General features: G+C 68.9%; 15 protein-coding genes. 7 read left to right on the top strand and 8 right to left on the bottom strand.

Annotated features, from left to right (window positions below; translation table 11 throughout):
- Positions 1-54: 54 nt before the first annotated feature.
- Together JFB92_RS14535 and JFB92_RS14540 are read right to left on the bottom strand one after the other, a co-directional pair.
- Complete coding sequence (locus JFB92_RS14535) at positions 55-483, bottom strand: hypothetical protein (protein WP_199040093.1); 429 nt, start codon at positions 481-483, stop codon at positions 55-57.
- Positions 480-1,235 carry a hypothetical protein gene (locus tag JFB92_RS14540; RefSeq protein WP_199040096.1) on the bottom strand — a complete coding sequence of 252 codons (756 nt, stop codon included), beginning with the start codon at positions 1,233-1,235 and terminating at the stop codon, positions 480-482. The genes JFB92_RS14535 and JFB92_RS14540 overlap by 4 nt, the downstream gene beginning before the upstream one ends.
- Before the next feature lie 242 nt (positions 1,236-1,477).
- On the opposite strand from JFB92_RS14540, the gene JFB92_RS14545 reads away from it, so the two are divergent.
- From JFB92_RS14545 to JFB92_RS14555, 3 genes are all read left to right on the top strand, one after another.
- Complete coding sequence (locus tag JFB92_RS14545; protein WP_199040099.1) at positions 1,478-2,215, top strand: SDR family NAD(P)-dependent oxidoreductase; 738 nt, start codon at positions 1,478-1,480, stop codon at positions 2,213-2,215.
- A 92-nt stretch (positions 2,216-2,307) separates the two neighbouring features.
- Complete coding sequence (locus JFB92_RS14550; RefSeq protein ID WP_199040102.1) at positions 2,308-2,778, top strand: rhodanese-like domain-containing protein; 471 nt, start codon at positions 2,308-2,310, stop codon at positions 2,776-2,778.
- Positions 2,779-2,796: 18 nt separating this feature from the next.
- Positions 2,797-3,525 carry a PIG-L deacetylase family protein gene (locus tag JFB92_RS14555; RefSeq protein WP_199040105.1) on the top strand — a complete coding sequence of 243 codons (729 nt, stop codon included), beginning with the start codon at positions 2,797-2,799 and terminating at the stop codon, positions 3,523-3,525.
- A gap of 9 nt (positions 3,526-3,534) precedes the next feature.
- Here the strand turns inward: JFB92_RS14555 and JFB92_RS14560 are convergent, their stop codons facing one another.
- From JFB92_RS14560 to JFB92_RS14570, 3 genes are all read right to left on the bottom strand, one after another.
- On the bottom strand, positions 3,535-4,245 hold the full coding sequence (locus JFB92_RS14560; RefSeq protein ID WP_199040108.1) for a hypothetical protein: 711 nt from the start codon (positions 4,243-4,245) through the stop codon (positions 3,535-3,537).
- Positions 4,242-4,787: a SigE family RNA polymerase sigma factor gene (locus JFB92_RS14565; RefSeq protein WP_199040111.1), complete on the bottom strand. Its 546-nt coding sequence runs from the start codon at positions 4,785-4,787 to the stop codon at positions 4,242-4,244. Before JFB92_RS14565 ends, JFB92_RS14560 begins: the two co-directional genes overlap by 4 nt.
- A 258-nt stretch (positions 4,788-5,045) precedes the next feature.
- Positions 5,046-5,186, bottom strand: a complete 141-nt coding sequence (locus tag JFB92_RS14570) for a hypothetical protein (protein WP_199040113.1) — start codon at positions 5,184-5,186, stop codon at positions 5,046-5,048.
- A gap of 118 nt (positions 5,187-5,304) precedes the next feature.
- On the opposite strand from JFB92_RS14570, the gene JFB92_RS14575 reads away from it, so the two are divergent.
- Together JFB92_RS14575 and JFB92_RS14580 are read left to right on the top strand one after the other, a co-directional pair.
- Complete coding sequence (locus JFB92_RS14575) at positions 5,305-6,279, top strand: S66 peptidase family protein (protein WP_199040115.1); 975 nt, start codon at positions 5,305-5,307, stop codon at positions 6,277-6,279.
- 82 nt (positions 6,280-6,361) lie between these two features.
- Positions 6,362-6,907, top strand: coding sequence for a GNAT family N-acetyltransferase (locus JFB92_RS14580; RefSeq protein WP_199040117.1), 546 nt, complete (start codon positions 6,362-6,364; stop codon positions 6,905-6,907).
- A gap of 13 nt (positions 6,908-6,920) precedes the next feature.
- Here the strand turns inward: JFB92_RS14580 and JFB92_RS14585 are convergent, their stop codons facing one another.
- Positions 6,921-8,594 (bottom strand): glycoside hydrolase family 99-like domain-containing protein, encoded by a 1,674-nt coding sequence (locus JFB92_RS14585; RefSeq protein WP_199040120.1) that lies wholly within the window; start codon positions 8,592-8,594, stop codon positions 6,921-6,923.
- 236 nt (positions 8,595-8,830) lie between these two features.
- Here JFB92_RS14585 and JFB92_RS14590 point away from each other — a divergent pair, with 236 nt between their 5' ends.
- Complete coding sequence (locus JFB92_RS14590) at positions 8,831-9,211, top strand: VOC family protein (protein ID WP_199040123.1); 381 nt, start codon at positions 8,831-8,833, stop codon at positions 9,209-9,211.
- Here JFB92_RS14590 and JFB92_RS14595 read toward each other — a convergent pair.
- Positions 9,208-10,023 carry an inositol monophosphatase family protein gene (locus JFB92_RS14595; protein ID WP_199040124.1) on the bottom strand — a complete coding sequence of 272 codons (816 nt, stop codon included), beginning with the start codon at positions 10,021-10,023 and terminating at the stop codon, positions 9,208-9,210. The two genes, JFB92_RS14590 and JFB92_RS14595, sit on opposite strands and share 4 nt — an antisense overlap.
- Before the next feature lie 61 nt (positions 10,024-10,084).
- Positions 10,085-10,423 carry a putative quinol monooxygenase gene (locus JFB92_RS14600; RefSeq protein ID WP_199040126.1) on the bottom strand — a complete coding sequence of 113 codons (339 nt, stop codon included), beginning with the start codon at positions 10,421-10,423 and terminating at the stop codon, positions 10,085-10,087.
- Between the two features lie 125 nt (positions 10,424-10,548).
- Between JFB92_RS14600 and JFB92_RS14605 the strand changes: the two genes are divergently transcribed.
- Positions 10,549-11,283 (top strand): MerR family transcriptional regulator, encoded by a 735-nt coding sequence (locus JFB92_RS14605; RefSeq protein ID WP_199040128.1) that lies wholly within the window; start codon positions 10,549-10,551, stop codon positions 11,281-11,283.
- Positions 11,284-11,470 lie beyond the last annotated feature (187 nt).

Consider the following 11,470-nt stretch of genomic DNA (forward strand, 5'->3'; position numbering starts at 1 on the left):
CACCAGAAAGCGGAAAGCCGCCGGGCCGAAGGCCCGGCGGCACTACGCCGTTGGTCAGGCAGCTTTCTGAATCGCCTTCTCGACTAGCTCATTGACGTCCTCGGCATCGAGTCTGCTCTGATCGGCGGCGAGCACCGCCAGCAAAGGCATCAACAGGTTGGCGACCTCACCCGGTACCTCCGCAAACAAAGCGGACTCACCAAGCACCGAACGAACCAGCAACTCGGCATGGAGCGGATTCACCTGCTGCCCAGAGCCTTGCAGGCTGTTCATGAAGTCGGCCACGAATGCCAGGATTGCATCGTGACTCTTGTTCTCGCTGAACCTCTTTTTCAGGACGAGACTCAGCACAGCGATATTTATGCGCCCAGTGCCCTCAAGGCTTCCATCGGGAAGCTGATCGTGCCATCGTTGAGCCTCTTCGGGGTCGTTCCGGAGCATGGCCTTCAGATGCTCGCCGTAGATTCGCTTCACATCGGTCATGTTTCCCGTCCTCTCCAGCGCCGCACGGCCTCCCGAATACCATACGCGGTCATAAGCACGGTCATCGAAGCTGACGAAACGATGTCCGGCACGTTTGTCTGCGGTTCAGGGGGCGCGGTATAGATGGTTTCTGCCGTGTAAGTGTGGGCTTCAGTCGGTCCGGGTTCGCGCATGAGCTTCGCGACGTTCATGGCCGACTCTGTTGTCGTCTTCACCGAGTCTTTGGCATCGTCCGCCCGGCGGAGGAGCTTCTCGAAATCGTCATCTTCATCTTCGAGATTGATCACCTGCTGCGATTCCGGTGCCGCCTCCCAAGACTCGACCTGGTCGCCGGTGCGGAAGGAGAGCTCAGAGCTCGGGTTCTCCTCCGATTCGGGTGCACCCGGGGCCGGTGGGCCGCCTGTCGGGGGCTCGTTCGGGCCTTGGCCTCCGCCCGAACCTCCGGCGGGGGTTGGGGCGTTATCCTGCTCGCCCTCTGCTGATACTCCTCCGCCGGTACCGCCCTGTAAGGTCCTCATCGCCTCGACCTGAGCCCGCACCCCCTCGGCCTGCTCACCGATCGCCTGCAACCCGGTCTGCAACTGCCCCAACGCGTCCTTGACCGCCATCGCCTCGGCGGCCTTGCTCTCCATGCCCAACGCCTGAGTCTGATTGCTCAACTCCTCCGCGCTGCTCATCGACGCACCGGCGCTGGCCGCCGTCTGGTCGATCTCGCCCTTCAACGCCTCGATCTGCCCCGACAGCTCGTCCACACTGGCCATGGTGGGGTGGCCCTTCCTAACTGGGAGTTCAGGGGATGAACCGGTCGCGTTCCGCATACCGGATGCGACCGGCGCGCACGTTACCGAACCGGCGCGAATCGCGCATGACGCGCTGCTGCCAACCGGACCCGCACCGGCACCGATCCGAGTCCGGCAGGCGAAACCGAACTCATCGCGGGCGAGCGTTCCGGCCCGGCGCGTACGCTCGGCCAGATGAGCAGGGAGGTAACGCGATGAACCGATTCGAAGGCAAAGTCGCCATCGTCACCGGCGGCGCGAAGGGCATCGGGGCGGCCACCTCGGCGCGCCTCGCCGCCGAAGGCGCGGCCGTCTACGTCGTCGACATCGATGCCGAGGCCGGCGGGCGGCTCGCCGCCGAGATCGAGGGCGAGGCCCGCTTCGTCGACTGCGACGTCTCCCGGCTCGACCAGTGGAAAGCGCTGGCGGTCAAGGTGAGCGCCGAGCACGGCCGACTCGACGTCCTCGTCTCCAACGCCTTCGCCAACCTCCTCGGCCGCGCCCACGAGCTCGAGGAGGCCGACTGGGACCGCACCCTCGACGTCACCCTCAAGCCCACCTACCTGGGCGTCAAGACCTTCGCCGAACAGCTCGCCGCGGCCCGCGGCTCGGTCGTGGCCGTCTCCTCGGTCCACGCCCACCTGTCCTATCCGGACTTCACCGCCTACGCCGCCGCCAAGGGCGGCCTGTCGGCGCTGATCCGGCAACTGGCCGCCGCCTACGGGCCCGCCGTGCGCTGCAACTCGGTCGCCCCCGGCCCCATACTGACCACCCATTGGGATGGCACACCAGGTCCGGCCCGGGAAGCCGAGGCCGACCGCACGATCGCAGGGCGCCTCGGCGAGCCCGAAGAGGTCGCGGCCGCCATCGCCTTCCTCGCCTCCGACGAGGCCGGTTACATCACCGGCGTCGAACTTCCCGTCGACGGCGGCTTCCTGGTCAGAAAACGCTGACGCCGAGGCACTCCCGACGCCGATCGCACGAGCGGAGACCGGACGATTGTGCCGCCGCGATCGCGGTTTGTACCGGGTCCTAGCCTGAGCGCATGGACGACAACACGAACCCGGTCCTGGGCGTCGCTCCGGCCCCGGCGGCCCAGGCGCTGGCCTTCTTCACCTCCCAGTTGACCTTTCGCACCGACGTCTCCGACGTCTACTCCGCACTCGAGAGCGGCGAGCCCGGCTTCACGCTCGTCGACACCCGCGGACAGGCTGCCTGGGAGCAGGGGCACGTCCCGCAGGCGGTCCATCTGCCGACCGACGACATCACCGCCTCCGCCGAGGTTTCTGTCGACCGATCGAAACCGGTCGTCGTCCACTGCTGGGGTCCGGGTTGCAACGGCGCCTACCGCGCCGCCGTCGAGTTCGCCCGCCTCGGATACCAGGTGAAAGAGATGATCGGCGGCATGGAGTACTGGATCCGCGAGGGCCTGCCGGTAGCCGACGCCCAAGGCGTCACGCGCGGCGAGCCGGACCCGCGCACCGTCCCGGTGTCCGGAGTCTCCTGCGACTGCTGAGACCGGCATACTCGGGGCATGACCGAACTGCTTGCGATGCCGGACGACTGGGAGCGGGCACTGGCGATCGTCGCCCACCCCGACGACATGGAGTACGGCGCGGCCGGGGCCGTGGCCGCCTGGACCAGGGCCGGGAAGGAAGTCTCCTACCTGATGGTCTCGCGCGGCGAGGCCGGGATCGACACCCTCTCGCCGGAGGCGGCCATTCCCGTCCGCGAACGGGAGCAGCGCACCAGCGCCGCCCTCGTCGGGGTCGACACCGTCGAATTCCTCGACCACCGCGACGGCGTCATCCAGGCCGGGCTCGACCTGCGCCGCGACCTGGCCGCCGCGATCCGGCGCCACCGGCCCGAACTGGTCGTCACCCTCAACCGCCGCGAGTACTTCCAGCCGGGAGGCTGGAACAGCGCCGACCACCGGGCCGTCGGCGAGTCGGTCCTGGACGCCGCCGCCGACGCCGGGAACCGCTGGATCTTTCCAGAACTGACCGAGCAGGGCCTGGAGCCGTGGAACGGGGTGCGGTGGGTCGCGCTGGCCGCGTCCCCGGTCTCCACGCATGCGGTCGACATCTCCGAGACGATGGAGGACGCCGTCGCCTCCCTGACCGCGCACAGCGCCTACATCTCGGCGCTGACCGACGAGGACCCCGAGCAGTACGCGCGGGGCTTCCTCCCCGCGTTCGCCGAGGCCACCGGCGAGCGCTTCGGCGTCCGATACGCGACCCCGTTCGAGCTGGTCTCGGTCTGAGGAGCGGCGTTACCGGTCGGCGATGCCTCCGACGATCCGGCCGGAGCCGGACTCGGCCCCTGCTTCCAGCTCGAAGTAGTCGTATTCGGTGGTGCGCGGGCCGTCGCCGTGGTTGTACTGCCCGGCCAGGGTGTACTGGCCCTCCTCGATGGTCTCGCCGTCGATGAGCGTCCACCGGAACACCAGGTAGCCGTCCTGCTCGTACACCTCGGCCGGGTCGAAGTAGTGCTCGGCGGTCACCCAGGAGCCGGTCTCGCGGAGGTCGTCGCGCATCGCCACCCGCAGCTCGACGGTCAGCTCGGTGACCGGCTCGGTGACGTCCAGCAGCAGCTCGGCCTGCGACCAGTAGTCGATGCTGCCATCGGGGTCCAGACCGGCCTGGACGTCGAGGGACTCGACCTCGTCGACCGCTTCTGGGATCGGCTCGTGCGAATACTCGTCCCCGTCCGGCTCGGACGAGGTGACCTGGCCGGGGCCGGTGGGCGGGACGGACGGCTCGCCCGAGGTGCGGTAGCCGATGACCACGATCGCGGCGATGAGCATCACGGCCGCGCCGGTCGCGATCGCCAGATGCGGGACGCGGAAGCCGCCGCGGACCGGTCGGGCACCGACCGGCGTCGGCCCGTCCATGCCCTCCGAGATCCGCTCCCACATGCGATCGCCGTCGGGCTCGAAATCGTCGCCGGCGGATCTGAGCCGATCGGGCAGGTCGTCCCTCATAGCCGCACCCCGTTCCCTAGTCGCTCCCTGTCGTCGGGCCCGTCCGCGGGCCGAAGGATCTTCCGCAGCTCGGCCAGGCCCTTGGAGGTCTGGCTCTTGACCGTCCCGACCGCGACCCCGAGCGCTTCGGCGGTCTCGCTCTCGGTCAGGTCCAGCGAATGCCGCAGCACCACGCAGGCCCGCTTGCGGAACGGCAGCCGCTCCAGGGCCCGGCGGACGTCGACCACTCCGGCCACGTCGGTCCCGTCGGCGGCCTCGCCGGAGCCGCGCCAGAACAGCAGGTTGCGCCGCCGCTCCCGCACCGCCGAGCGGATGCGGCCCTTGGCCAGGTTGGCGACGACCCCCCGCGCGTAGGCCAGGGGGTTCTCGGCGCTGTCGGGGCCGGTCCACTGCTTCCAGACGGCCAGCATCGCGTCGGAGGCGATGTCCTCGGCCGTCGCCCGCTCGCCGATGAGCAGCCACGCGAACCGCGCCAGCTCGGCGTGGTGGAGTTCGAAGAAGTCGCGGAACGCGTCCTCCTCGGGCGAGGCCGGGACGTGCAAATCGACCCTCCGGGCAAGGATAGGTATCGGGGAGCCGGAGTTTAGCAAGGGGACGGACGCCTCGTCGAGCAGCGTTGCAGGCGCCCGCCCCGGTTCGACGAGCGAAATGTGCTTGCCCTTCCGCGTAGCGGTCGTTTGTGGGTGCGGCGGAGCCGGGTTGCCGCACCACCCCGTAGTTGCCGCCGCGGCCCGAAAGGTTGCCGCAAAATCCAAAGAATTCTCAAAGCCACCGTCCGGCACGCCCGAGACGGCACCCGATCAGCGCCGATGCCCGGATTCGGGCCCATCCAGGTGCGTCACCGACGCGATCTGGACGACCTCGAGACCGTCCACGACCGTCACCGCCCCGCCCGGGGCCCGCTCCTTCTCGCCGTGCTGGACGATGTGCACCAAGGCCATGCCCGGATCGTAACGGCGGAGCCCGATCCGGGCTAGCGCTTTCCTTTGCCTGTTGCGTCGCGCCCGGCGCGGCCGTAGGCTGGGCCAGCCCGGCTCCGATCACCTTGGAGGCAGACCGATGCAGCCGCTCCGGCCCCAGCGACTCCACCCCGGCGACACCGTAGTCATCGCCGCCCCCTCGGGGCCGTGCACGCCCGACCGCCGCGACGAGCTCGACTCCGGGATCGAAGCGGTCCGGGCGATGGGTTTCGAGGTCGAACTCTCCGGGCTCGTCGAATCCGCTGCACGCCGCTTCTGGCGCTCCGGCACCCCCGCCGAGCAGGCCGCCGAGGTCAATTCACTGCTCGCCGACCCGCGGGTGCGAGCCATCGTCCCCTTCGCCGGGGGCAACGCCACCACCGGATACGTCGACCGGCTCGACTTCGAGGCCGTCCGCGCCGACCCCAAGCCGATCCTCGGCTTCTCCGACATGACCGCGATCCACCTCGCGCTCCACTCCCGGACCGGCCTGATCGGCATGCACGCCGACTTCGCCCCGGGCTTCGGGAAATTCTGGGCCTCGGCCGACGCCGAACGGCTCGAGCAGATCCGCGAACTCGTCCGCGACCTGCTGACCGGCCAGATCGACGACGTCGCCCTGCCGGCCGAGAACACCTGGGAGACGTGGAAGCCCGGCAAGGCCACCGGCCGTCTCGTCGGCGGCCTGCTCGACCGCTTCATCCGCCTCCAGGTCGGGCCCCTCGCCTTCGCTCCCGAGCGCTTCGACGGGGCAATCCTGTTCTGGGAGGAAGTCGGCCGCAACATCGGGCACGTCTGGAACGATCTGCACGTCCTGCGCTCGGCCGGGATCCTCGACCGCATCTCGGCCATGGTCGTGGGCATTCCCATCCACCTGTCCGGACCGGCGGACAGGCACGGGCCGGTGACGGTGAAAGAGGTCGTACTCGACGTCCTCGACGGGATCGAGATACCGGTACTCGGTGGCGTCGACTTCGGACACACCGGCCCCAACCTTCCGATGCCGATCGGCCTGAGAGCCAGCGTGAATGCGGACGACCACGAACTGCGACTCCTCGAATCCCCGGTGACCTAGACGCTACAGCCGCGAATAGAGTCGCAATTCCGACCGTTGTGGAGGTTGCTTTCTTGTGGACCTTCGGGCACGGTTGGTAGACATGAAGATCCGCACGGCCGGCCCAGCCGACGCTGACGAGATAGTGCAGGTCAGGAACGCTTCCTGGCGTGCCGCGTACCGAGGAATCATCGACGACGCCACCCTGGCGTCGCTGCGCCGCGAGCCCTCGCATGCCTTCGTCATGAACCTCTCCTCCCCGCCCCCGTTCTGGCGCACCCTCCTCGCCGAGCGCGGTCCCGAAGTCGTCGGCACCATAACGATCGGCTGGGACACCAGGGAATCCGCAAAGGACGAAGTCGAGTCCGGCCAGCCGGGCGAGGTCTGGATGCTCTACGTTCACCCCGACTACTGGGGCCGCGGCGTCGGCCACGCCCTGATGCGCGAGGCCCATAAGTCCCTCAACGAGTTCGGGCTCTACCCGATCCGCGTGTGGGTCCTGGAGGGCAACGAGGTCGGGACGCGCTTCTACGAGCGCTACGGCTTCGTGTCCGACGGCGAGCGCACCGACTTCGAGGTGAACGGACGGCCCTACCCGATCGTCCGGTACTCCCTGCCGGCAGACAGAGTGGTAGAGGAACTGGTCTGACCTCGGAGAGCCGTCACTCGGGACGAGCCTGGCACCCGTCCGAGGGCAGTCGGAACTCCTCGGTGAGGACGTCGAGGTAGGCGCAGCCGTCGCGCTCGTTCGGCTCGATGTAGCCGCCTTCGTGCCACTCGTTCCAGGCGTAGACGTACACGATGTTGTCCACGTCCTGCGGGCGCCGCGAGTCCTCTATGTCGTCGAAGACGGTCGAGACGGCCTCCCGGTACCGCTCCATGGAATGGTCGGGGAAGTAGCGGATGGTCGAGGCGTCGGTGTTCTCGATCGGGTAGCGCGGCCGCTCGTCGAAGTCGGACATGAGGCAGCGGCTGTAGGAGGCCGCGGCGGGCCCGCTGTTGAAGTAGTCGAGCATGCCGTCGAGGTAGCTCTGGTAGGACCGGCTCTCCACGCCGGGACCGTCGGTCGTGCAGTAGGAGGAGTCCGCGCCGGCCGCGGGCACATCGCTCTGGGCGAATCCGGCCTGGTTGATCTGGACGTAGATGTCCTCGCCGAGCTGCTCGTCCGCTTCGGACCTGACGGTCTCGACGAAGTCGCCGACCTGCTCGGGGCTGCCGTCGCCGAGACCGCGCGCGTCGCAGATGTTGAAGATCTTGCGGCCGTCGTTGGCGCGCAAGGTGTTGTCCTGCGAGAGGTATTTCTCGACCATCAGCGACGCGACCTGGTCGTACTGGTCGGTCGGGACGTCCAGCTCGCCGAAGGGGTGCGCGCAGAGCGAGACCGTGAAGTCCATGGCGTCGCGGTTCTCGGCCTGGAGGAAGGCGTCCAGCGACGCGTCGGTCACCGAAGGCTCCTGCGCCTCGGTGTTCCAGTACCAGTAGAAGGAGAAGAAGCTCAGGCCCGCCGAGGTCGCCTGGGTGATGTGCTGCTCGAGGGTGTGCGGGTCGGAGTCGTCGTAGTAGCCGATGGACGGCTTGAGGTCGCTCCAGTCCTGGTCCGGCCAGTTGTCGGTGGCGTACTCGGTTCCGTCGCGGAAGTCGCGCACGCCGCCCCACCAGTCGCCCTCGCGGCCGTAGACCTCTTCGGTGCGCTGGATGATGCGCTGGTGCCCATCGATGTTGAACATGCCGAAGTAGACCGCGCCGGTCCGGATCCACTGCGGGTACACGTACCCGACCGGTCCGTCGAGCGTGTAGCCGGCCTCGACCAGCTCATCGGTCTCCGACTTCAGCGCCAGCCGCCACTCGCGGCCGTTGCTGAGGCGATTGAGCACCTCGCGGTCCGGGGCCGCATCGGTGTAGACGTGGCCGGCCGTGCCCTCGAAGACCCAACCGTCGTCGATCAGCGAGTCGCGCTCGGCCTCCGAGACGGTGAACAGCCAGGCGGTCGAGTCCGAGGCGGGCTTGAGGCGGTACAGCGGCGTCGTGCCGTCGGCGCCCCCACGCGGAAAGTATCCGACGCGCCCGGACTGCAAATCCATGCCGTGGTTCTCGGCGGCGTTCTGCGCCTCACGCTGGTCCAGGGTGTAGAGCCGACCCGATCCACCGGCCGACACCAGCTCGAGCAACGGCATGGGCTCCTCGCCCTGCCGCTGAGCGGCACTGACCTGCTCTGCCGCGCTCGGGTCCGGCGCCTCCTCCGAAGCGGGTTCGGAATACGCGCTGACCACCGGCAAGGCGAGCAACCCCGCTGCCGAGAGGACGACCACCGCGATGCCCGCACGTCGTGTCGCCACGTCCACCATCCTCGAATCGGGATCACGTCACGACCAACAGCCTAGAAAAGGTACGCAACCCCCGCCGGCCAATGGCGGCGTCTCTGCGGGCCTGCGCGCCGTCGAGGCGCTCCGCGTGGTCATGCCCGAGCAGCACGCCACCGCCCACCGGCGCCACGTCGCCGCGGCGTCGGCTACCGAGCCGCCACTCGGGAAAGCACTTTCGTCCGCGCCTTGCTCCGTGGAAAGATCGGCTGATGCTGAAACTCACCGATTTCATCATCGACTGCCCGGACACGATGAAGCTGGCGGCGTTCTACGCCGAGGTGACGGGCCGAGCGCCCAAGGAGGACAGCACCGAACTCTGGGCCGGCATCCCGTTCGGCGAGGTCGAACTGGCATTCCAGCGCGTGGAGGACTACGTCCCCCCGACCTGGCCCTCCAATGAACATCCCAAGCAGTACCACCTCGACTTCGAAGTGGACGAGTTCGAGCCCGAGCAGCGCCGCGTCATCGACCTCGGCGCGACCCTCCAGCAGAATTTCATCAACGCCGAGGGATACGGCTGGCAGGTCTATACCGACCCGATCGGGCACCCGTTCTGCCTGTGCCGCAACTCATGGGCGGTGTGGCCTTAAACGCCGGCCTCTGCCTGGCGTGCGATCACGTCCAGCAACGCCGCGTGGGTCTCCTCGTCGGCCGCGGCTATCAGGCCGGCGGCCTCGGACGACAGCTGCTCGCCGCGCAGGTCGGTGACCGTGCATCCAGCGGCCAAGCAGAGCGCCACGCCCGCGGAGAAGTGGACGTTGTCGCGCATCTCGCCGTCGGTGATGTAGCCCGCGCGCTTCCCTGCCGCCACGAACGCGACGGCGAGGGTCGTGGAGACCACGCGCGGCCGGAACCGCTCGGTGAAGACCGAGTCCGCCAGCAGCGCGGACCCGTGGTCGAGCCCGATCGTCGGGTACGGGGACTCGAGGTTCACGTCCACCAGCCCGGTCCGGGCCGAGGGCCGCAGCGCCCGGATGACATGGCCGCGCCGGACCAGCGGGTTCGCGCCGTCGGTCCAGTACACCTCGCCGGTGGACGGGTCGGCCGAGGCCGCCGCGACGATGTCGGTCCCCTCCCGCAGCGCGACGTTCACTGCGACCATGAGGTGCCCGGCGGCGTAGTTCGCCGTCCCGCACAGCGGGTCGACCAGCCACATCCGCTCGGACTCGGACTCGCCGATCCGGCCGGTCTCTTCACCGAGGACCGCGTCGTCCGGGCGGGCGTAGCGCAGCACCTCGAGGACGGCCGCCTCGGAGGCGAGGTCGGCGTCGGTGGCGAAGTCGCCGCGCCCCTTGTCGTGGCGCTCGAGCGGGGCGCCGAACATCTCCCGCACCACCTCTGCGCCCGCCAGAGCCGCCGCCATCGCCAGCTCCGCGTCGCTTCCGCTATCCCTGAAAGGCATGCGCCAAGCCTAGCCACGATCCGGCCCGGCGCCTCACTCCGTGGGACTGCGCGGCCCGGACTCAATCGAACGGCGGCCCGGATCGCGCGATGTCGTGCTTGAACACCTCGACCTCGCCGAGTGCCGTCTGGACGGCCGGATGCGGAGCCCGCGCCCGCCATGCATCGAGGGACTCCTGCGAGTCCCAGTACTCGAACATGTTGATACGGCCGGGCTCGAACGGGTCGGCCGATATCGCCAAATCCAGGCAGCCTGGCGCCCCGCGCGCCTGCTCGACCAGGTTCCGGCAGCCGTCGACGTATCGATCCCGCTCGGCGGGGTCGACATAGAAAGATCCGGCGACGATGACGCTCACCATGAGTCTCCTTCCCTGGAAGTTCCACGCTCCGATGTGCGACATGGGTAGAGACGACCCGACCGCCGCGAATTCATCGCCGCCCCACTGCCGGATGGCGACGGCATGGTCTTGACTGGGTCCGGGCGGCGCGGCCGTGCCGCCCTGAGCCGGAGAACGAGGTGGCGAACATGGCATGGAGCACCCGCGAGATCGCCGAACTCGCCGGCACCAGCCTCCGGGCGGTGCGGCACTACCACGAGATCGGTCTGCTCGACGAACCCGAGCGGCTCCCCAACGGCTACAAGCAGTACGGCGTGGCCCACCTGGTCCGGCTGCTGCGGATCAAGCGCCTGGTCGACCTCGGGTTCTCCCTGCCCCAGATCGCCGAGATGGGCGAGGCCGACGGCCACCCCGAACAGGCCCTGCGCACCCTCGACGCCGAACTCGCGGCCACGATCGAGCGCCTGCGGCGCATCCGGGCCGAACTCGCCCTGATCCTGAGCGAGTCCGCGCCCACCGACCTGCCGCCCGAGTTCGCGCAGGCGGCGACCGACTCCCGGTTGTCCGGGGCCGACCGCTCCTTCGTGGCGGTCATGGCCCGCCTCGTCGGACCGCGCACCCTTCACGCATATAACGACCTGCTGCGGGACCCGCCTCCCGGTCCCGCGGGACCCGAATTCGACGACCTGCCCGCTGACGCCGATGAGGAGACGCGCATCGCCTTGGCCGAGCGCCTCGCGCCGTATGCGAGTGAACTCCACGAGCAGCGCCCGGAGCTGAACGACTTCGCCGACGCACCGCACACCGAGGACTTCATCCAACGTTCGATCGGCCAGGCCCTCAGAGACCTCTACAACCCCGCGCAACTCGACGTCCTGCGCCGCGTCCACGACATGATGAACGCTCCGCCGCGTCCCGACTGATCCGGCGCCCGCTCCACGCCTGTTGTGATCTCGTTCACGAGGTCGCTCCGAGTGCTTGACTGTGCCGCTACGGCATGGCTTGAACTGTCCCCTGCCACCCCCCGAACCGGGGCGAAACGACAGAAGGGACCCAAGATGAGACGACGACGGATCGTCGGAGCCGGCGTGGGGGGGGGGGGGGGGGGGG

Source organism: Glycomyces salinus, assembly GCF_016428645.1.
GTDB lineage: Bacteria > Actinomycetota > Actinomycetes > Mycobacteriales > Micromonosporaceae > Glycomyces > Glycomyces salinus.